We start from the raw sequence: 19301 nt of genomic DNA, 5'->3' as shown, positions 1-19301 counted from the left end.
GGCGCACCCGTGACCCGGGCACTCTCCCTCCTCCACACACCGCCCGGGTGAGGGCGCGCGCCGGTCAGCCGCCGACGAGCGCGCGGACGGTGTCGATGGTGTCGGCCTCGGACGCGGACTTGTCGTCGCGGTAGCGCACCACGCGGGCGAACCGTAGGGCGAGACCGCCGGGGTAGCGGGTCGAGCGTTGGAGCCCGTCGAACGCGATCTCCACGACCTGCTCGGGCCGGACATGGACCACGTAGCCGTCGTCCGAGGTCTGCAGCTCGCGGAACCGCTGCGTCTGCCACGCGAGCATCTCGTCGGTCATGCCCTTGAACGTCTTGCCGAGCATCACGAAGCCGCCGTCCGGGTCGCGCGCGCCGAGCCAGATGTTCGACAGCCACCCGCTCCGGCGTCCGGACCCCTGCTCCACCGCGAGCACCACGAGGTCGAGCGTGTGCCGCGGCTTGACCTTGACCCAGCCCGCGCCGCGACGTCCGGCCGCGTAGGGGGCGTCGAGCGACTTCACGACGACGCCCTCCTGCCCCTCGGCCACCGCACCCTCGAAGAATGCGGTCGCCTCCCTGGGGTCGGCGGTCGCGAGGCGCCGCACGAGGTGCGGGCCGGCGACGATGTCGAGCACCGCGAGGCGCTCGCGCAGCGGCTCGTCGAGCAGGTCGCGGCCGTCGGCGTGGAGCACGTCGAAGAAGAACGGCGTGAGCTGGAGCCCCGCGTCCCGCGCGGCCGCGAGCCCGGGCTCTCCGGGCTCGCGCGTCGCGGACCGCGCCGCCGTCTCCTGGAACGGTCGAGGGACACCGTCCTCCCCGACGACGAGCGCCTCCCCGTCGAGCACCAGCGCCCGGGACGGCAGCGCGCGCACGGCGGCGACGATCTCGGGCACCCGGGCGGTGATGTCGTCGAGAGAGCGCGTGAACACCCGCACGTCGTCGCCGTCCCGGTGCACCTGGACGCGGATGCCGTCGAGCTTGACGTCCACGGTGACGGGCGGCTCGTCGTCGTACCCCGGCAGCCCGTCCTCGTCCGCGGTGTCCGCACCGCCCGTGACCCCGAGCTTCGTGAACGCGTCCGCGACGTCGGGCGCGGACTGCGCGAGCATCGGCCGGACGGGTCGCCCCACCTCGAGCCGGAAGCCGCGGAGCGCGACGAGCGCCGCCTCGGGTCCGGGCGCGGCGAGGGCCGCGCGCGCGACGGGTCCGGTCGCGCCGCGCAGCATGACGGCGCGGCGCACGGCGTCCGCGGGGACGTCGGCGGCCTCGGCGACGGCGTCCACGACGACCGAGTCGAGCGCGCCCTGCCGCAGCTCGCCCGACACGAGGCCCGCGAGGAGCGCCTGCTCGCGCGCGGTCGCGGCCCCGAACAGCGCCGCGGCCTCGGCCTGGCGCGCGGTCGCCGAGCCGGGTCCGGACAGCGCGGCCATGCGCTCGAACGCGGCGTCGACGTCGTCGAGCGTGAGCGTCGGCTCCCCGGCGGGCGGGGGCAGCTCGCGCAGCGACCGCCAGCCGAGACCGGTGCGGCGCTGACGCAGCTCGCCCGCGAGATACGCGACGGCGATCTCCACCTCGTCCAGCGCAGGGCCGAGCGCGTGCGTCGGGCCGTGGAGCGCCTCGCCCGCGGCACGGCGCAGCAGGTCGGCGATCGCCGTGCGCTTGGCGAGCCGCGAACGGGTGGCGGCGACGGCGTCGGACGTGGCGGCGACCTCGGCGAGCAGCATGGTCCATCCTCGCGCCGACCACGGTGACGGCGCTCGCCGAGGCAGCGAGCCGGTGCGTCAGGCCGCGCGCGGGCCGAGGACCGCGTCGAGGTACTCCCGGCAGTGCTCACCGGACGCCGTGGCGGTCCGCACGACGAGCTGCGCCACCTCGCGCAGGCGCACGTTGCGGTCGTTGGAGGTGGCGCGCAGCAGGACGAACGCCTCTTCCGGGTCGATCGCGTACGTCGCGGCGATCACGCCCTTCGCCTGCTCGATCGTGCCGCGCGTCGCCGCCGCCGCCGCGATCTGCTCGGTCGCGCGCTCGTCGCTGCGCTCCGCGACGACGGCCGAGATGTCGACGAAGTAGCCGACGATCTCGACGAGGTCGCCCTCTTCGTCCCGGCGGCCCTGCCCGACGACCGCGATGGTCCGTTCACGCCCGCGCGCGTCCATGATGCGGTGGACGCTGCTGAACGGGGCGCCCGTCCGGCGCCCGGCGTCGAGGATGCGGCGGACGCGCTCACGGTCCTCGGGATGCTTGTGCGCGAGGACGAGCTCCGTGGTCGGGACGACCTCGCCCGGCGCGAAGCCGTGCACGAGGAACGCCTCGTCGGACCACCACCAGGTCCCCGTCGCGAGGTCGATGCGGTACTCGCCCGTGAGCTGCTGAGGACCGAGCGCCAGCGCGCGCTCCACGGCGGAGACGTCGGTCGCCGAGCGCTGGGCAGAAGAGTTTTCGACAGTCATCTCCGACACCTGTTCTGGGGGCGGGAAAATGAGCCGCGGCCTGACTCGTCCGTCTCACCGTACCCCGCGAGAGACGGTTCCGCAGGGGTGCGAGCAGTCGACTCAGCGCCCCCGTGCGGCCGCCGTGACGAGCTCGGCCGCGACCTCGTCGAGCGGGCGTCCTGCCGCCGACGCGAGGGCCAGCAGCCGGCGGTAGGCCTCCGCCGTGTCGACCTCGTCCCGGTACGCGATGACCCCCTTCGCCTGCTCCACCACGACACGTTCGTCCAGGGCGCGCGCGACGCGGGCGGCGAGCGCTCCGCCGTCCAGCTGGTCCGGGCTGACGATGGCGAGGGTCGCGAGGTCGGCGAAGGTGCGCAGCGTGGCGAGGTCGGCGGTGGTCAGCGCGCGCTCCGCGCTCGCGAAGACGTTGATGCCGGCGAACGCGGCACCCTGCCAGTGCATCGGGGTCGCGCAGACGGACCGGTAGCCGGTCGCGAGCATCCGCGTCCCGACGTCCGGCCAGCGCCGGGCCACCTCGTCCGCGGAGCTCGCCGAGACGACGCCGTCGCCGCGGATGGCGTCGACGCACGGGCCCTCGTGCCGCTGCGCCTGGTACACCTCGAGCGCGGTGGCCTCGTGCGACGTCGCGCTCAGGACGTCGAGGGCGCCGTCGGGCAGCGCGACGAGGACGGCGGCGGAGTCGACGTCGAAGAGCTCGACCACGTCGCCGAGCATCCGGGCCAGGAAGTCGGTGACGTTCAGTCCGCCGACGAGCGCCGACGTCGTGGAGGCCAGCGCGTGGGCGGCCGTGCGGTCGGTCATCGTCCCTCGTTCTCGTCGTGGTCTGAGGCGCCCGGCGTGTCGTCCGTGCGAGAGAAGTCGAACCGTCGCGCCAGGACGACGGACGCGAGCTCCTCCAGCGTGGTCCCGTCGGCGAAGGCGTGGGCGCGGAGGAGGACCAGAGCGTCCTCGGCGGAGAGCCCGAGCTGGGCCACGACCATGCCGGTCGCCTGGTGCACGCGGGCGCGGTCGGGCCAGGAGGAGGTGTCCGTCCCCTCGACGACGTCGGCGTCGCGCAGGAGGGCGGCGCCGACGGCGTCCGCGAGGAACTGGCGGTCGTCGGTGTTGAGGCCCAGCTCGACGTCGTCGTCCTGGTACACGACGACGACCCCGATCATGTGGGGTACGGGCAGCATGGGCAGCGCGTAGAGCGTGGCCGGGCCGGCGATGCGCCGCGCCTCGTGGACGTACTCGCCGAGACCGTCCGTGACGTCGTCGGCGAGACGCAGGACGACGGCGCGGCCGGACTCCGAGACCTGACGGCCCGGACCTGCGCCGAGGACCTCCTCGAGGTCCTCGAGCCGCGCCGCGACGCCGTCCGTCGCAGAGACGGTCCACCGCTCGGCGTCGGCGGGGGAGAGCGTGATCGCGCCGCCACGCGCACCGAGGATCTCGACGCAGGCGCGGCACAGGCGGAGCGACAGCGGCGCGTCCCGGTCGGTGCCGGCGATGCTCGACGCCAGCCGTGCGAGCACCTGGACCTTGTCCACAGCCCACACCTCCCTCGACCACTTCCCCGCAGACTTCCACCCTCCCACACCGGGACGACCTCGCAGCGCGCGGCGGGGCCCTCGACGGCGGCACGGACGTCGGTGCCGTTCCTCGTGCACCGGGTGCCTGCGGGCGCCTGCCGGTGCAAGCACCGACGCCCGTGGCTACCGTGTCGGGAGGGTCGAGCAGCGCGCCCACGACGTGACCGAGCACGTCCGGAGGTGGCCCTCGTGAAGGCCCTGTTCGTCAGCTGCACCCTCAAGAAGTCGCCGGAGCCGTCCAACACCGAGGCCCTCGCGCGGGTCGTGGCCGAGGCGCTGCAGGACCGGGGCGTCACCGTCGAGCACGTGCGGCTCGTCGACCACGCGATACCGCCCGGCGTCGTCACGGACCTCGGCGAGGGCGACGAGTGGCCGCAGGTCCACGAGAAGCTGCTCGACTCCGAGATCCTCGTCGTCGTGACGCCGACCTGGGTCGGCCGGCCGTCGTCGATCGCGCAGCGCATGATCGAGCGCATGGACGCGATGATCTCGGAGACCACCGACGACGGGACGCCCGTCGCGTACAGCCGCGTCGCAGGGGTCGTGGTGACGGGCAACGAGGACGGTGCCCACCACGTCATCTCCGAGATCAGCGGGGCGCTCGTCGACATCGGGTACACGATCCCGGGGCAGTCGTGGACCTACTGGAACCAGGGCCCCGGGCCCGGTCCCGACTACGTGCAGACCGGTCACGGGCACGAGTGGGCCCGCTCGACCGGCCAGCTCATGGCGCACAACCTGCACGCCGTCGCGACGGCGCTCGCCGAGCGTCCCGTCCCGCCGCAGGGCTGACCCGGGAGAACCGGTGCTCCGCGTGCAAGCGCTCGCGGCCCGTGCCAGCGTGAAAGGGCCGGGTCCAGCAGCGAGCCCGTCGTCCCTTCCGTGAGGAGCGACCATGGCCGAGAAGTCGGAGACCAGGACCACGACCGACCACGACGAGATCCGCGCGTGGGTCGAGGAGAACGGCGGGACGCCCGCGAACGTCCGCGGCACCGAGAGCGGGAGCGACGAGCTGGGTGTCCTGCGCGTCGACTTCCCCGGCGGGGCCGGCGAGGAGGAGCTGGAGCACGTCTCGTGGGACGACTGGTTCGCGAAGTTCGACGACGAGGGGCTCGCCTTCCTCTACCAGGCGCAACGCTCCGGGGGCGGCGGGAGCACCTTCTTCAAGCTCGTGCGCCGGTGAGCGCCCCGACGACGCCGCGGCCCGTGCGGCGGGCCGTGGTGACCGGAGGTGCGGGGTTCGTCGGCAGCCACGTGTGCGAGGCGCTGGTCGCGAGCGGCGTCGAGGTCGTGTGCGTCGACGACCTGTCGACCGGCCACGAGCGCAACGTCGCCGCCCTGCGCGACGACCCCCGGTTCGACCTCGTGGTGGCCGACGTGTCCGCCGGCCTCGACGTCCCGGAGCCGGACCGGGTGGACCTGGTCCTGCATCTCGCGTCCCCCGCCTCGCCCGCCGACTACCTGCGGCTGCCGGTCGAGACACTGCTCGTCGGGTCGGCCGGGACGCGGAACGCCCTGGAGCTCGCGGAGCGCGCCGGAGCCCGGTTCGTCCTCGCGTCGACGTCCGAGGTGTACGGAGACCCCGAGGTCCACCCGCAGCGCGAGGACTACTGGGGTCATGTGAACCCCGTCGGACCGCGCAGCGTGTACGACGAGTCCAAGCGGTTCGCCGAAGCCATCACGACGGCCTACCGTCGCAGCCGCGGCGTCGACGCCGGCATCGTCCGCATCTTCAACACCTACGGCCCGCGCATGCGCGGCCACGACGGACGGATGATCCCGACGTTCGTGCGGCAGGCGCTCGCGGGCGAGCCGCTCACCGTGGCGGGAGACGGCTCGCAGACGCGGTCCGTCTGCTACGTCGACGACCTCGTCGAGGGTCTGCTCGCCTTCGCGGCGAGCGGCCACACCGGCCCGATGAACCTCGGCAACCGCACCGAGCTCACGGTGGAGCGGGTCGCGCAGGACGTCCTCGCCGCGACCGGGTGCGACGCCGGGATCGTGCGCGTCGAGCTCCCCGAGGACGACCCGCGCCGACGGCGTCCCGACACCACGCTCGCGGAGCGCGAGCTCGGGTGGGTGGCGCGCACCTCGTGGCCCGACGGCCTCGCGCGCACGGTCGAGTGGTTCCGCTCGCGTCCGCAGGACCGGCCGGACGCGCCCGACGACACCGACCGCGAAGGCGCTGCGGTCGTGGGCGCCGCGGCGTTCGGGTCGGTCAGCGGGGAGGCTGCGGTGCGTGCGGGAGGACCCGCCGCATGACGTAGCGGTCGAGCGTGACGTCGCCGCGGTGCACCGTCTCGCGCTCCACGACCACGAACCCGGCGCGCTCGAACACCGGCCGCGCGACCTTGCTCGCGTGGGTGCTCAGCGCCGCGACGCCGTCGCGGACTGCCTCCTCGACCACGTGCTCGAGGAGGCGCGCGCCGATCCCGCGGCGCCCGTGGTCGGGCGAGACGAAGAGCATGTCGACGTAGCCGTCGTCGCGCAGGTCCGTGAACCCGGCGACCTCGCCGTCGACGACGGCCACGACGGTCCGCGCACCCGCGCGCCGCTCGTGCCACGCCGTCTCGTCCCGCGGGCCGCCCAGCCACGCCAGGACCTGCGCCTCGGAGTAGCGCGAGCGGGCCGTCTCGGTGACGGCCCGCTCGAAGATCCGCAGCGTCGCGGTGGCGTCGTCGGCTGTGTACGGGCGGAGCGTCACGTCGTCCTGGGTCACCGCAGGAGACTACCTACCGGGGCCGGCTCCGCGTCGGAGCACGAGCCCAGGCATGCGCCGAGAGGCAGATGCTTGTCATGTTTACTAAATGGGTCTAGCGTCGTCGCATGCCCATCCCGCCCGGCGCCCGGGCCGGCGCGCTCGTCTGGCGCCTGTCGACCCGGTGGCGCACCGCCGTCGACCGCGCCGTGGCACCCCACGGCCTGACGCACGCCACGTACGTCGTGCTCACCACGCTGTTCGCGATGCGCGGTGCCACCCCGTCGGGAGGAGATCCGGCCGCGCCGAGCCAGCGTGCCCTCGCCGAGACGTCGGGCCTCGAGCCCATGTACGTCTCGCGGCTCGTCCGGACGCTGGAGGCCGACGGACTGGTGGCCCGCACCCGCGACGGCCAGGACACGCGCGTGGTCCGCCTGGAGCTGACGGACCACGGTCTGGCCGTCGTCCACCCGGCGATGCGCACCGTCCAGGCGCTGCTCGACCAGCTCCTCGCGCCGCTCGGCGGCCGCGACAGCCCGCGCAGCGCCGAGCTCGTCACCATGCTCGCCGCACTGCTCGACGCCCCCCTCGACACACCACCCGACACGCCCCTCGACCCAGGAGCCACTGATGCCTGACGTCCACGTCCTCGGCTCGACCCTGCACGTCACGGAGTCCTCGTCCGGCACCTCCGGCGCGGTGCCGGTCGTGTTCCTCCACGGCAACCCGTCGTCGTCGTACACCTGGCGCCGGGTGCTGCCTGCCGTCGGGCACGGCCGGCTGCTGGCGCCGGACCTCATCGGCATGGGGGCGTCCGGCAAGCCGGACCTCGCGTACACGTTCGCCGACCACGCGCGCTACCTCGACGCCTGGTTCGACGCCGTGCTGGGGGACGAGCCGGCGGTCCTCGTCGGTCACGACTGGGGTGGAGCGCTGGCGATCGACCGCGCGGCCCGGTTCCCCGACCGGGTCCGAGGAGCCGTGCTCCTCGAGGCCGTGCTCCGGCCGGTGCGGGCCGAGCACCTGTCGCCACAGGCTCGTGCGCGACGCGAGCTCGTGGCGTCGCCGCAGGGCGAGGTGATGTTCCTGGACCAGGACACCGCGGTCCGCCAGGCCTACACGGGCGGCGTGCTGGACCCGGTCTCCGCGGAGGACCTCGCGGCATTCCTCGCGCCGTACCCCACGCGGGAGAGCAGACGCCCGCTGCTGGCCTGGGCGCGCCAGCTCGGTGCGCCGCCCCCGGAGCTCGTCGCACGGCTCGAGCAGGCAGGAGCCTGGATGAGGGACTCCTCCGACGTGCCGAAGCTCCTGCTCGCCTTCGCCGGCTCCCCGACCCTGCTGGTCGACGAGCCGGCGGTCGCGTGGGCGCGCGAGAACATCGCCGCGCTCGAGGTCGAGCACCTCGGTGCGGCAGGCCACCACGCGACCGAGGACAGGCCCGTCGAGATCGGCCGGGCGATCGGAGGCTGGCTGGACCGACACGCCCTGCGCTGATCGCGCCGGCTCGTCAGCGGCTGGCCCGTTCGTCCGCGAGCAGCGTGTCGGCCGCGGCCGTCACCTCCTCGACGGTCACGCGGTCGAGCGCCGGGTCGACGTCGTCGCCGTGCGGGTCGCCGCGGTAGGGCGCGGGCTCGCCGTCGGCGGCCGGGAGGAGGTCCTCGCCGTGCCAGAGCACGACGTGCCGTCCCGGCTCGACCGCCGGCCCCCACAGCGAGGGCGGCGTGGGGCCGAACAGCACGACGGACGGGATCCCGTACGCCGTCGCGAGGTGCGCGACCCCCGTGTCCCCGCTCACGACGAGCAGCGCGGTCGCGACGACGTCGGCGAGCGCGGGCAGGTCGAGCAGGCCCGCCGCATGGTCGATGGCACCGCGCGGAGCTCGCGCCCGATCGTCGGTCGCGTCCGTGCTCGTCGCCTCCGCGACGACCCGCTCGCACAGCTCGCGCTCGTCCGCGCTGCCCGTGACGACGACGTCGTGACCCGCGTCCGCGAGGTGTCGCACCACCGCGGCGAACCGGTCGGCGGGCCAGCGCCTCGACCGGGACGCGGCGCCCGGGTGCACGACGACGTGCGCGTCGCGGGGCGCAGGCGGCTCGAGCCGCAGGTCCTCACGCGCGCAGTCGCCCCCGGCGGAGGTGACGAGCCGGCACCAGCGGTCCACCTCGTGCTCGTCGGGGTCCCACACCGGTCCGTCGACCCCGGCCTCGCGCGACGCGAACGCCACGAGCCGGTCGGGCTCCGTCGCGAGCAGCACGCGGTGGCTCTCCGGCCCGCTGCCGTGGAGGTTCACCGCCACGTGCCCCGCTGCGGGCAGACCGGTCACGGTCTCGGCCTCGTCGACCCAGCGCAGGGGCTCGAGGCCCCGCGTCGGCACGACCCCGTCGACGAGCCCGAGACCCTCGAGCCACGAGCCGACCTCGGGCGGCGCGGCGAGGAGCACGCGCCGTCCCGGCCACGCGCGCCGGATCCCTCGCAGCGCGGGGATCGCCGTCACCGCGTCGCCGAGCCCGAGCGCACGCAGCACGAGGACCGTGCCCTCGTCCGCGCCGTCGACGACCGACGGCAGGTCGGGCGCGAGCTCGCTCGCCCCGTCGGTCCCGGGCAGGCCCTCGGCGGACACCGCGTCGTCGGGCAGCTCGTCCGCGCCCCCCGTCACGGCCACGACGTCTCGCCGGAGGCCATCACCAGCATCTCGCGGATCTCGCAGCCCACGGGCTGGCGCAGCGCGGTGACGACGGCGGCGGCCGTCGCGCGCGGGTCGTTGAGGTCCGCGTCGGGTCCGGGCTTGTACTGCTCGGTGCGGCCGTCGAAGAACGCGGTGCGCATGCCGCCCGGCACGAGGCACGTCACGCCGACCCGTCCCGCGAGCTCGGCGGCGAGCGCCTGCGAGAAGCCGCGGACCGCGAACTTCGACGCGCAGTAGGCGGTCGCGTCCGAGACGCCCTTGAGGGCGAGCGTCGAGGCGACCGTCACGACGGTGCCGCGCCGCTCCTCGAGGTACGGCAGCGCGGCACGCACGACGGCGACGGTCCCGAAGAGGTTGACGCGCACGACGCGCTCCCACGTCTCGACGTCGATCTCGTCGAGACGCCCGCACGCGTCGGTCCCGGCGGCGGTGACGACGGCGTCGGGCGGGCCCACCTCGACGGCGAGCCGCTCGACGGCTGCGGCAGCCGCGGCGGAGTCCGAGAGGTCCACGATCGCGTGCGGACCACCGTTCGCCGGGGCGACGCGGTCGAGCACGACGGGCTTGCCGCCGGCCGCGGTCACGGCCTCGACGAGCGCCGCACCGAGGCCGCTCGCCCCGCCCGTGACGTAGACGGTGCCGACCTCGCGGGGCACGGGGAGCGGTGAGTCGGCGGGCTGCTGGAACGTCGTGGGGGAGGTCATGCGGTGGTCTCCTTCGGGGTCGGGAGGGGGGTCGGGGAGTCGGCCGTCGAGGGCGCGTAGCGCCCGGACCGCTCGAGGATGGAGGTCGTGGAGCGGCCGGCGACGTAGGGCAGGACGACGACGCGTCCGCCGTGACGGCGCACGACCTCGGCCTCGGGCAGCGTCTTCTCGGTGTAGTCGCCGCCCTTGGCCCACACGTCCGGCCGCAGGGCGTCGAGCGCGGCGCGCGGGTCGTCCTCGTCGAAGACGACGACGGCGGACACGCAGTCGAGCGCGGCGAGGACCCGCGCCCGGTCGGCCTGCGCGACGACGGGGCGCTCGGGACCCTTGAGCCGCCGCACGGACGCATCGCCGTTGAGCAGGACGACGAGGTGGTCGCCGAGCCGGGCCGCGGCCTCGAGCGTCGCGACGTGCCCCGCGTGCAGGATGTCGAAGCACCCGCCGGTCGCGACGACCGTGCCGCCGAGCGCGCGCAGGCGCTCTCCGACCTGCTGGGGCGTCGGCGCGGCGCCGGACGGCCCGCTCCTGGGGGCGACGCCGACCTGCGCCGACGCCTCCGTGCGCCGCCGGTAGCCCTCCGCACCGCCCGTGGCGACCCACGTGGACGCGACGTCGACGCCGCGTGCCACGGCGTCGACGAGCCCGGTGCCGCGCGCGAGCTCGGTGGCGACGGTCGACGCGAAGCGGTCGCCCGCGCCGCACGGGTCGCCCGCGACGGCCGTCGCGGGGACGTACGCCGGCTCGCCGGTCGGCCGCGCGACGAACGCGCCGCGGTCCCCGGCGGTGACGCACACCGCGCCGACCTCCCAGGCGCGCGCGAGCGACTGCGCGAGGCCGCCGAGGTCGTCGGGGGACGCCTCGACCCCCAGCGAGTCCGCGGCGTCGAGCGCCTCGGCGAGGTTCGGCGTGACGAGCGCGGCACCGGGCACGGGCCGCCCGCCGCGCGGGTGCGGGTCCCACACGACCGGCGTCGACGCCGCCGCCTCGGCGAGCAGGTCGCGCACAGGACCGTCGTGCGTGGTGCCCGCGCCGTAGTCCGAGACGAGCACGACGTCGGCGTCGGCGAGCGCAGCGCGGACCCGCGCGGCGGGGACGTCGACCGGGCGGGCGGGGCCGCCGTCGTCGACGCGGACGACCGTCTGCCCGGCCGACCGCACACGCGTCTTGCGGCGCGTCGTGCCCTCCTGCGGGACGGCCACGACCTCGACGTGCCGGCGCAGGAGCCCGCGCAGGTCCGTGCCGGCGTCGTCGTCGGCGAGCGGCGCGACGAGGCGCACGCGCGCGCCGTCGGCCGCGAGGAGCGCGGTGAGTCCCGCCCCGCCCGGGCTGCGCCGGACCCCGAGGGTGTCGACGACGGGCACGGGCCCGTCGGGGGAGAAGCGCGTCACCTGGCCGTCGACGTCGCGGTCGAGCAGCACGTCGCCCACGACGACGACGCGCGGGCTGTCGTCCCGCACGGCGACGGGCGCCGGCTCGGGGACGGGCTCGCGGGCACCCGTGGCCTCGCGCTGCCGCACGTGCGCGTCGAGCGCGGCGCACAACGCGTGCGCGACGACGAGGTGCAGCTCCTGCACCGACGACGTCGAGGCGCCCTGCATCGCCAGCGTGTCGTCGCACGCGGCGGAGAGCCCGCACGGGCTCGGACCCGTGAGCGCCCACGTCGTGAGGCCGAGGTCGCGCCCTCGGTGGGCGGCCGCGACGACGTTCTCGCTGTTGCCCGACGTGGACAGCAGGAGCAGGACGTCGCCCGGCCGGCCGTGCGCGGCGACCTGCCGCGCGTACATTTCGCCGATCCCGTAGTCGTTGACGATCGCGGTGAGGCTCGACGTCTCGGCGTGCAGGCTGATCGCGGAGAGCGGCACGCGCTCGCCCTCGAACCGTCCGACGAGCTCCGCCGTGAGGTGCTGCGCCTCCGCGGCGCTGCCCCCGTTGCCCGCGACGAGCAGGCGGCCCCCGCCGAGCACGACGTCGGCGAGGTGCTCGCCCCACGCGTCGATGCGGTGCGCCTCGGCGAGCAGCAGGTCGAGGCCCTGGTGCAGGTCGTCGGCGTGCGCGCGCAGCCAGCGCTCGGCCGCGGTCATCGGGCGCTCACCGCCCGCGCGGGCGCGGCGGCGGATGCCGGCGCGAGCGCGCTCGGCGCCGCTCCCCGGGCCGCCGACCTCGGGCCCTCGGCGACGACGCGCTCGTACGACTCCAGCGTGCGCGCCGCGACGGTCGTCCAGCCGTACAGGCCTTCCGCGCGGACCCGCGCCGCCGACCCGAGCCGTTCGCCGAGCGCCGGGTCGTCGGCGATCCGGCGCAGCGCCGCGGCCAGCGCGCCCGGGTCGCGCGGCGGCACGAGGAGTCCCGTGCGGCCGTCGACGACCGAGTCCAGCAGACCGCCGACGGCGGCCCCCACCACCGGGCGGCCGCACGCCGCGGCCTCGAGCGGCACGATGCCGAACGGCTCGTACCAGGGGTCGCACACCACGACGTCTGCCGCGTGCATGAGCCCGCGGACGTCGTCCTGGGTCACGCTGCCGACCAGCGTCACGCGGTCCAGCACGCCCAGCGTGTCCGCGAGCTTCACGAGGCGGCGGGCCTCCTCGTCGTCCTCGAGGTGGTCGGCCGGGGGACCGCCCGCGACGACGAGCTCCGCGCCCGGCAGCTCCGGCAGCGCCTCGATCACCGTGTCGACGCCCTTGCGCTCGACGAGGCGACCGATCGACAGGAGCCGCAGCGTCCCCGGTTCGCGATGCAGGTGCGCGGACCGTCCCGGGTCCGGCCGGAAGCGCCCGATGTCGACGCCGCACGGCACGACGTCCACACGTTCCGGGTCGGCGCCGAGAGCGACGAGCTCGGCGACCTCGTCGCTGCACGTCGCGACGATGCGGTCCACGCCGCGGCACAGCAGGCGCTCGCGCGCCACGCGCTCGCGCGGGCTCGTGTCGCGCGCTCCCTGGTGGCGTCTCTTCACGGAGCCCAGCGCGTGGAACGTCTGCACGAGCGGGACGCCGAGGGGCGGTGCGGACAGCAGACCCGCGATCCCGGACATCCAGAAGTGGGCGTGCACGACGTCCGGTGTCGCACCCGGCGCGATCCACCGCCGCAGCAGGTCGGCGCCGAACGCGTCCATGTGGGGGAGCAGCTCGTCCTTGGGCACGGGGACCGGGGGACCCGCGTCCACGTGGACGACCTCGACGCGCGGCGCGAGGGGCACCCGCTCGGGCAGCGCGACGTCGTCGCGGCGGGTGTAGACCTCCACGTCGTGCCCCTGCGCGCCGAGCCGCGTCGCGAGCGACGCGACGTGGACGTTCTGGCCACCGGCGTCGACGCCGCCGAGGGCGGCGAGCGGGCTGGCGTGCTCGGAGATCATGGCGATCTTCATGAGGTCACCTCCTGGAGGACCGTGTCCCAGCGGTGCAGGAACGTGGCGTGGGAGTAGTGCTCGAGGACGTGGGCGCGCGCGGCGGTGCCGCGCTCGCGCGCCTCGTCCGGGTCGGCGAGCCAGCGGCGCGCGGTGGCGACGAGCTCGTCGGGGTGGGAGCTGAGCGTCCCGGCGGTGGGCGGCACCGCGACGGGTGCCTCGGTGGTCGGCAGCGCGAGGACGGGCATCCCGAGGGCCATCGCCTCGAGGAGCGACAGGCCGAGGCTCGTCCAGCGGTAGGGGTGCAGGTAGGCGCGCGACGTCGCGAGGCGCGCGTGCATCGCGGCCTGCGGGACGTCGTCGTGCAGGCCGTGCGCGAGGTGAGGTCCGGTGCCTGACGGAGCGGGGGCCGTGACGGGCTCGGTCAGGTGCTCCGCGAGCTTGCCGACACCCATGCCGTACACGTCGAGCGGCACGTGGCGTCCGAGCTCGACGACGACGTCCGTGCCCGCGACGCGCCAGCGCCGTACCGGCTCGTTGACGACGACGCCGACGCTCGCGCGCTCGCCCGTGTACCGGTGGCCGGGGTCCGGGATGCCGTGGTCGACGACGAGCGTGCGCGCGTCGCCCGTGTCCCACATGAGCTGGTTGAACGCCGTGACGTGGACGATCGGGACGAGCCCCTCCTCGACGACGTCGAGGTCGGCGAGCGGGTGGCGCGTCGAGGCGGCGTGCCCGGTCGGCGCGTTGTGCTCGACGTAGACGGCGGGGACGTCCCGGCCGGGGACGAGCCCGGTCCAGCGCCGCAGCAGCTCGACCTCCTCGGGTCGCTGCAGCACGACGACGTCGAGCCCGCCGTCGGCCGCGAGGGCGGCGAGCTGCTCGGGGGTCGCCTCCCGCACTGACGCGGGCCAGTCCCACGTCTCCGCGCGACCGCGACCTTCGGGACCGCGACCCGGGACGACGGGGACGACGTACTCGTGCGCGCCGGCGACGAAGGCCGTGGCCCACGAGCCGTGCACGTGCCAGACGAGGATCCTCATGCGACCACCTCCGCGGTCTCGGGCGCCGGCCCGCGAGCGGACGGCGCGTCGGTCGGGTGGGGCTGGGTCGGGCGGGGCTGGGTCGGGCCGGGCTGGTGCGACGGGTGGGATCGACTGGTCGCCAGGGCCGGTGGGCGGGCGAGCCGCTCGACGGCGTCGACGACGTCCTGCGGGTCGATGCCGGTCAGGCACGGGTGCCCCGGGAGGGGGCACTCGCGGGCGCGCGATCCGCGGCACGCGGCGGACTGGTCGCCGAGCACCGCCGTCGGCACGCCCCACGGTGCCCAGCGGTCCGCGGGCACGACGGGCGCGAAGAGCGACACGACCGGCGTCCCGACCGCTGCGGCGAGGTGCGCGGGACCGGTGTTGCCCACGACGACGCACCGCGCTCCCGCGAGCACCGCCGCGAGGCCGGGGAGGTCCGTCCGGCCGGAGAGGTCGACGACGCGTGCGGCACCGTGTCCGGCGACAGGCCCGGCGCCGTGTCCGGTGACAGGTCCCGCGAAAGGTCCGGCGACGGGTCCGTCGGCGACGTGCGCGGCGAGCGCGGTCTCGCCCGGGCCGCCGGTGACGACGACGCGGTGTCCCCGCTCGACCAGCGCCGCGACGATCGCGCGCGCGTGGTCGGGCGCCGGGGCACGAGCGGGCACCGACGCACCGGGGTGCACGACGACGTACGGCACGTCGCCGTCCGCACCGTCCGCGCCGTCCGCGCCGGCAGGTTCGGTCGGGAAGGGCAGGAGGTGGCGCACGTCGGGCAGCGGCCCGCGCACGCGCAGCCGGTCGTCGCCCGGGTCGGCGGGGAACCCGACGGCCCGGGCGAGGTCCAGGGCGGCCTCGACCTCGTGCAGACCGTCGGGGCGGCGGTGCCGCACGTCGAGCAGCGAGCCGGGGTAGTCGTCGCTCGTCCCGGCGACGTGGCCGATCCCGGCGAGCCGGGCGAGCAGCGCCATGGGCAGAGGGCTCTGGTGGAAGGACGTGAAGACCACCGCGGCGGCGTAGCGGCGCGCGGCGAGCGTCTCGACGAGGCGGAGGACCTCGGCGCGGTCCAGCGGCGGCGGGGCGTACCCGGACCACGGCGCGTCGAACGTCAGCACGTCCCGCACGCCGGGCAGGAGGCGCGCGGCCGCGCGCCCGGCGGACGACGCGAGCACGTCGACGTGGCCGCCCGTCCTCGCGGCACCCGCCGCGAGAGCACGGATCGCCGGGCCGCTGAGCAGGACGTCGCCGTCGCTGTCGAGGCGCACGGCCAGCACGTCTGCGCTCATGAGCCGTGCCCCCCGAGACCGGTAGGTCGGCGCGAGATCGGCGTTCGCGGGCTGCCGATCTGAGGCGATCCTGCCGATCTCGACGTCACGCCCTCAGGCGACGAGACCTCAGGCGACGTGCCCTCGTGCGACGCGCCCTCGTGCGACGCGGCGGGGAGCCGGTCGCCGAGCATCTTGACCGCGGCGGCGAGGTCGGGGGCGACGCGCGGGGCGGCGTCCACCTCCTCGGGGCGCGTGACCGGCGTCGGGACGAGGACCGGCACGGCTCCGGCGGCGAGCGCGGCCGCGACGTCGGCCCCGATGTCCCCGACCACCGCGCAGCGCCACGGCGGCACGCCGAGCTCCGCGGCGGCGGCGAGGACCATCCCGGGCGCGGGCTTGCGGCACGCGCACGCATCGTGGGGACCGTGCGGGCACACCTGCCACGCGTCGAACGGGCCGAGAAGCTCCTCGACGCGCGCGTTCACGGCGTCGACCTGGCCGCGAGTGAGCAGGCCCCGCGCGACGCCCGACTGGTTCGAGACCACGCCGACGCGCACGCCGCGCGACCGGAGGTCGTCGAGGACCTCGCGCGCGCCGTCGACCGGGCGGACGGCGTCCGGGTCGCCGTTGTAGGGGACGTCGTGGACCAGGGTGCCGTCGCGGTCGAAGAGCACGGCGGCGAGGGGCGGCGGCCAGGGGTCCAGGCCGCGCCGGGCCGCGACCGTCCCGGCCACGCGGTGACGCACGGCCGCGAACGGGATCGCGGCGCTCGTCCAGACCATGCGGCGCAGCTCGGTGCCGAACACGTCGTCGCCGGGGCGCGGCCCGGGCACGAGGCGGCGCCGCGCGAAGTCGAGCGTGAGCCCGGCCCAGGCGACGGTGCCGAGCACGGCGACGCGCGGGCGGCGCGCCAGCACCCCGACGACGCCGACGCCCGCCGCCGCGACCGTCGCGACGTGCCAGGCCAGCCGGCCGCGGCCCGTCTCGGCGCGCTCGCGCCAACGGGGCCCGTGCAGCGCGCGCATCGTGGCGTCGTCGCGCGTCCCGGCCTGCACGCGCAGGCTCACGCCGTCGTCGGTCGGACGCACGGGGTGCGTCGTGGTGCGCGTCCCGCGCGTCAGCTCCCAGCCGGCGTCGCGCACGCGCAGCGCGAGGTCGGCGTCCTCGCGGTAGGCGCGGGGGAACCGCTCGTCGAACCCGTCGACCTGCTCGAGCGCCGCGCGCCGGTACGCCATGTCGGCGGTCGGCCACAGCGCGTCCTGCAGGCCCGCGGTCCCGCGCTCCCAGTCGGTGGGACGGCGGTCCGTCGGCAGCGGCACGTGCAGCCGACCCTGGACCCCACCCGTCCGCTCGTCCGCGGCGGCGAGGTCGGCGGCGAGGAGGCCCGCCCACCCGTCGGGCAGCTCGACGTCGTCGTCGAGGAAGACGACCCACGGCGCCGACGTCGAGCGCCACCCGGCGTTGCGCGCCGCCGCGGGACCACGGCCACCCGTGCGGACGACCCGCGCGCCCAGCCCGGCGCCGACCTCCCCGAGGTCGAGCGGCTCGGACGCGGGTGCGCGTCCCGCGTCGTCGCGCGACACGGGCGTCACGAGGCGACGGTCGTCGGCGACGACCACCTCGACCGGCAGCGGCGCGCCGGGGGAGGAGTCGGCCTGCGCGGCGAGCGTCTCGAGCAGCCGCAGGAGCGAGGGGCGCCCGATCGACGGGATGACCACGGCGTACAGGTCGGGGGCCGTCACGAGCGTTCCTCGGTGGCGAAGACGTCGGCGCGCCGCACGAGGTGCGGGCCGAGCACGAGCAGGTCGACCGGTGCGGACCCGAAGAGCTCGAGCGCGTCGCGGGGGTCGTCGACCATCGGGCGGCCCGCGGTGTTGAGGCTCGTGTTGACGACGACCGGCAGCCCCGTGCGCTGCTTGAAAGCGCGGATCATCGCCTGCAGGCGCGGCGTGGAGTCGTCGATCGTCTGGATCCGCGCGGTGTTGTCCACGTGCACGACCGTCGCGATGCGGTCCCGCCACTGCGGCGCGACCTCGTGGACGAAGAGCATGTACGGGCTGGGGATCGGACCGCCGCTGAAGATCTCCGCGGCGTCCTCGAGCAGCACCATCGGCGCGACGGGGCGGAACTGCTCGCGGCCCTTCACGTCGTTGAGCCGCTCGAGGTTCTCGACCGGGCCCGGGTTGGCGATGAGCGAGCGGTGCCCGAGAGCGCGCGGCCCGAACTCGGCGCGGCCGTCGAACCACGCGACGACCCCGTTGTCGGCGAGGACCTGTGCGACCTCGCCGGGCAGGTCGTCGGGCGTCGTGAACGGCACCTTCGCCGTGCGCAGCCAGCCGGCGAGCTCGTCGTCGGTCCACGACCGCCCCAGGGCGGCGGACCCCATGGGCTCGACCGTGTCGCCGGCCTCGGCGGCGAGCTGCATCGCCGCGCCGAGCGCGGTGCCGGAGTCGCCCGCGGCGGGCTGGACCCACACCTCCTCGAACGGCGTCTCGCGCCAGATGCGCGAGTTCGCGACGCAGTTCAGCGCCGTGCCGCCGCCCATCGCGAGCACGCGGTCGCCGGTCTGCCCGTGCAGCCACGTCGCGAGGTCGACCAGCACCTCCTCGAGCCGCGCCTGGACCGACGCCGCGAGGTCGGCGTGCTCCGCGAGGCCGCCGTGCTCGGTGCCCCACGTGCCGTCGTCGACGCGGCGCGGCGCCCAGCGCGTCCAGTCCGGGGCCTCGGCGACGAACCCGCCGTCGTCGGTGGCGTAGAGGATCTCGCGCAGGTCGTCGAGGAAGCGCGGCTCGCCGTACGACGCGAGCGCCATGACCTTGTACTCGTCGCTCGACCGCAGGAACCCGAGGTGCTCGGTGAGCGACTCGTAGACCAGGCCGAGGGAGTGGGGGAGCTCCTGGCTCGCGAGCACCTCGAGGCGGCCGTGGTCGTAGCGGCCCGCGAGGTGCGACGAGCGCTCGCCGCGACCGTCGAGCGACAGGACGCTCGCCACCGGGAAGGGGGAGGCCAGAGCGGCCGACGCCGCGTGCGCCACCTCGTGGGGCACGAACCGGACCGCCGCGGGGGACAGGCCGGGCAGCGCCGTCGCGATGAACTGGGGCGCGCGCTCGGCGTACTGCACGCGCAGCCAGTCCCACGGGTCGGGCAGGCCCATCTCCTCGGCGGGCTTCGCGAGCGCCGGGTCGAACGAGTACGCGACGGCGTCGAGGTCCTGCGGCCGCAGCCCGCCGGCCTCGAGGCACCAGGCCATCGCCTTCTCGGGCAGCTCCCACGCCGCGAACGGCACGGGCCGCTTGCCGTGCTTGCGCCGCGAGAAGCGTTCCTCCTCCGCGGCGGCGACCACGCGGCCGTCGACGACGAGGGCGGCGGACGGGTCGTGGAACAGGGCGTTGACACCGAGGACGCGCATGGATGGCGAGCCTTCCGGGATCGGGTCAGGCTCGGGGCATGCCTCGAGAAACGGGGCGACCGCCTGACGCGTACGGATCGGCTCTGCTGCAATCCGACTTCACCCTCACCCCGAGAAGCGCTTCTCGCACCTCGACTCTCCACGCGCAGGT

18 protein-coding genes are annotated in these 19301 nt (G+C 75.8%); 5 read left to right on the top strand and 13 right to left on the bottom strand.

The window, feature by feature from the left end:
• Window positions 1–64: 64 nt before the first annotated feature.
• The 4 genes from V5D56_RS03360 to V5D56_RS03345 form a co-directional block, all read right to left on the bottom strand.
• A complete protein-coding gene (locus V5D56_RS03360) occupies window positions 65–1714 on the bottom strand; it encodes an ATP-dependent DNA ligase (RefSeq protein WP_435737656.1) in 1650 nt (549 codons plus the stop codon).
• Between the two features lie 57 nt (window positions 1715–1771).
• The gene (locus tag V5D56_RS03355; RefSeq protein WP_435737655.1) at window positions 1772–2440 is read right to left on the bottom strand and encodes a PAS and ANTAR domain-containing protein; all 669 of its coding nucleotides are present in this window, start codon (window positions 2438–2440) and stop codon (window positions 1772–1774) included.
• Window positions 2441–2542: 102 nt separating this feature from the next.
• A complete protein-coding gene (locus tag V5D56_RS03350; RefSeq protein WP_435737654.1) occupies window positions 2543–3244 on the bottom strand; it encodes a GAF and ANTAR domain-containing protein in 702 nt (233 codons plus the stop codon).
• Complete coding sequence (locus V5D56_RS03345; RefSeq protein WP_435737653.1) at window positions 3241–3972, bottom strand: ANTAR domain-containing protein; 732 nt, start codon at window positions 3970–3972, stop codon at window positions 3241–3243. Before V5D56_RS03345 ends, V5D56_RS03350 begins: the two co-directional genes overlap by 4 nt.
• Before the next feature lie 231 nt (window positions 3973–4203).
• Between V5D56_RS03345 and V5D56_RS03340 the strand changes: the two genes are divergently transcribed.
• The 3 genes from V5D56_RS03340 to V5D56_RS03330 all read left to right on the top strand — a co-directional run bounded on the left by V5D56_RS03340 (window position 4204) and on the right by V5D56_RS03330 (window position 6276).
• The gene (locus tag V5D56_RS03340; protein WP_435737652.1) at window positions 4204–4806 is read left to right on the top strand and encodes a flavodoxin family protein; all 603 of its coding nucleotides are present in this window, start codon (window positions 4204–4206) and stop codon (window positions 4804–4806) included.
• A 103-nt stretch (window positions 4807–4909) separates the two neighbouring features.
• On the top strand, window positions 4910–5197 hold the full coding sequence (locus V5D56_RS03335) for a hypothetical protein (protein ID WP_435737651.1): 288 nt from the start codon (window positions 4910–4912) through the stop codon (window positions 5195–5197).
• Window positions 5194–6276 carry an NAD-dependent epimerase/dehydratase family protein gene (locus tag V5D56_RS03330; protein ID WP_435737650.1) on the top strand — a complete coding sequence of 361 codons (1083 nt, stop codon included), beginning with the start codon at window positions 5194–5196 and terminating at the stop codon, window positions 6274–6276. Before V5D56_RS03335 ends, V5D56_RS03330 begins: the two co-directional genes overlap by 4 nt.
• On the opposite strand, the gene V5D56_RS03325 is transcribed toward V5D56_RS03330, so the two are convergent.
• Window positions 6233–6733 (bottom strand): GNAT family N-acetyltransferase, encoded by a 501-nt coding sequence (locus V5D56_RS03325; RefSeq protein WP_435737649.1) that lies wholly within the window; start codon window positions 6731–6733, stop codon window positions 6233–6235. The genes V5D56_RS03330 and V5D56_RS03325 overlap by 44 nt on opposite strands.
• 107 nt (window positions 6734–6840) lie before the next feature.
• On the opposite strand from V5D56_RS03325, the gene V5D56_RS03320 reads away from it, so the two are divergent.
• Together V5D56_RS03320 and V5D56_RS03315 are read left to right on the top strand one after the other, a co-directional pair.
• On the top strand, window positions 6841–7350 hold the full coding sequence (locus V5D56_RS03320; protein ID WP_435737648.1) for a MarR family winged helix-turn-helix transcriptional regulator: 510 nt from the start codon (window positions 6841–6843) through the stop codon (window positions 7348–7350).
• The gene (locus V5D56_RS03315) at window positions 7343–8206 is read left to right on the top strand and encodes a haloalkane dehalogenase (RefSeq protein ID WP_435737647.1); all 864 of its coding nucleotides are present in this window, start codon (window positions 7343–7345) and stop codon (window positions 8204–8206) included. Before V5D56_RS03320 ends, V5D56_RS03315 begins: the two co-directional genes overlap by 8 nt.
• A 13-nt stretch (window positions 8207–8219) precedes the next feature.
• On the opposite strand, the gene V5D56_RS03310 is transcribed toward V5D56_RS03315, so the two are convergent.
• Genes V5D56_RS03310 through V5D56_RS03275 form a run of 8 tightly spaced genes read right to left on the bottom strand, consistent with a single transcriptional unit; the run spans window position 8220 to window position 19150 of the window.
• On the bottom strand, window positions 8220–9374 hold the full coding sequence (locus V5D56_RS03310) for a glycosyltransferase family 9 protein (protein WP_435737646.1): 1155 nt from the start codon (window positions 9372–9374) through the stop codon (window positions 8220–8222).
• Window positions 9365–10102 (bottom strand): SDR family oxidoreductase, encoded by a 738-nt coding sequence (locus V5D56_RS03305; protein ID WP_435737645.1) that lies wholly within the window; start codon window positions 10100–10102, stop codon window positions 9365–9367. The genes V5D56_RS03310 and V5D56_RS03305 overlap by 10 nt, the downstream gene beginning before the upstream one ends.
• On the bottom strand, window positions 10099–12183 hold the full coding sequence (locus V5D56_RS03300) for a PfkB family carbohydrate kinase (RefSeq protein ID WP_435737644.1): 2085 nt from the start codon (window positions 12181–12183) through the stop codon (window positions 10099–10101). The genes V5D56_RS03305 and V5D56_RS03300 overlap by 4 nt, the downstream gene beginning before the upstream one ends.
• On the bottom strand, window positions 12180–13469 hold the full coding sequence (locus V5D56_RS03295; protein ID WP_435737643.1) for a glycosyltransferase: 1290 nt from the start codon (window positions 13467–13469) through the stop codon (window positions 12180–12182). The genes V5D56_RS03300 and V5D56_RS03295 overlap by 4 nt, the downstream gene beginning before the upstream one ends.
• Complete coding sequence (locus tag V5D56_RS03290; protein WP_435737642.1) at window positions 13466–14491, bottom strand: glycosyltransferase; 1026 nt, start codon at window positions 14489–14491, stop codon at window positions 13466–13468. The genes V5D56_RS03295 and V5D56_RS03290 overlap by 4 nt, the downstream gene beginning before the upstream one ends.
• Window positions 14488–15759: a glycosyltransferase family 9 protein gene (locus V5D56_RS03285; protein WP_435737641.1), complete on the bottom strand. Its 1272-nt coding sequence runs from the start codon at window positions 15757–15759 to the stop codon at window positions 14488–14490. Before V5D56_RS03285 ends, V5D56_RS03290 begins: the two co-directional genes overlap by 4 nt.
• Window positions 15756–17483 carry an HAD-IIIA family hydrolase gene (locus tag V5D56_RS03280; protein WP_435737640.1) on the bottom strand — a complete coding sequence of 576 codons (1728 nt, stop codon included), beginning with the start codon at window positions 17481–17483 and terminating at the stop codon, window positions 15756–15758. Before V5D56_RS03280 ends, V5D56_RS03285 begins: the two co-directional genes overlap by 4 nt.
• Complete coding sequence (locus tag V5D56_RS03275) at window positions 17480–19150, bottom strand: carbamoyltransferase family protein (RefSeq protein ID WP_435737639.1); 1671 nt, start codon at window positions 19148–19150, stop codon at window positions 17480–17482. The genes V5D56_RS03280 and V5D56_RS03275 overlap by 4 nt, the downstream gene beginning before the upstream one ends.
• Window positions 19151–19301 lie beyond the last annotated feature (151 nt).

Source organism: Cellulosimicrobium sp. PMB13, from assembly GCF_051294865.1.
Lineage (GTDB): Bacteria > Actinomycetota > Actinomycetes > Actinomycetales > Cellulomonadaceae > Cellulosimicrobium.
Note: the sequence above shows the minus strand (reverse complement) of the source record. Positions and strands in the feature narration are given on the sequence as shown.

Bases quoted from the DNA above. Each gene is read 5' to 3' on its own strand.
- V5D56_RS03300 (WP_435737644.1), bottom strand. From the start codon at position 12,183: ATGACCGCGGCCGAGCGCTGGCTGCGCGCGCACGCCGACGACCTGCAC.
- V5D56_RS03290 (WP_435737642.1), bottom strand. From the start codon at position 14,491: ATGAGGATCCTCGTCTGGCACGTGCACGGCTCGTGGGCCACGGCCTTC.
- V5D56_RS03285 (WP_435737641.1), bottom strand. From the start codon at position 15,759: ATGAGCGCAGACGTGCTGGCCGTGCGCCTCGACAGCGACGGCGACGTC.
- V5D56_RS03275 (WP_435737639.1), bottom strand. From the start codon at position 19,150: ATGCGCGTCCTCGGTGTCAACGCCCTGTTCCACGACCCGTCCGCCGCC.
- V5D56_RS03320 (WP_435737648.1), top strand. From the start codon at position 6,841: ATGCCCATCCCGCCCGGCGCCCGGGCCGGCGCGCTCGTCTGGCGCCTG.
- V5D56_RS03355 (WP_435737655.1), bottom strand. From the start codon at position 2,440: ATGACTGTCGAAAACTCTTCTGCCCAGCGCTCGGCGACCGACGTCTCC.
- V5D56_RS03295 (WP_435737643.1), bottom strand. From the start codon at position 13,469: ATGAAGATCGCCATGATCTCCGAGCACGCCAGCCCGCTCGCCGCCCTC.
- V5D56_RS03360 (WP_435737656.1), bottom strand. From the start codon at position 1,714: ATGCTGCTCGCCGAGGTCGCCGCCACGTCCGACGCCGTCGCCGCCACC.
- V5D56_RS03305 (WP_435737645.1), bottom strand. From the start codon at position 10,102: ATGACCTCCCCCACGACGTTCCAGCAGCCCGCCGACTCACCGCTCCCC.
- V5D56_RS03315 (WP_435737647.1), top strand. From the start codon at position 7,343: ATGCCTGACGTCCACGTCCTCGGCTCGACCCTGCACGTCACGGAGTCC.
- V5D56_RS03335 (WP_435737651.1), top strand. From the start codon at position 4,910: ATGGCCGAGAAGTCGGAGACCAGGACCACGACCGACCACGACGAGATC.
- V5D56_RS03350 (WP_435737654.1), bottom strand. From the start codon at position 3,244: ATGACCGACCGCACGGCCGCCCACGCGCTGGCCTCCACGACGTCGGCG.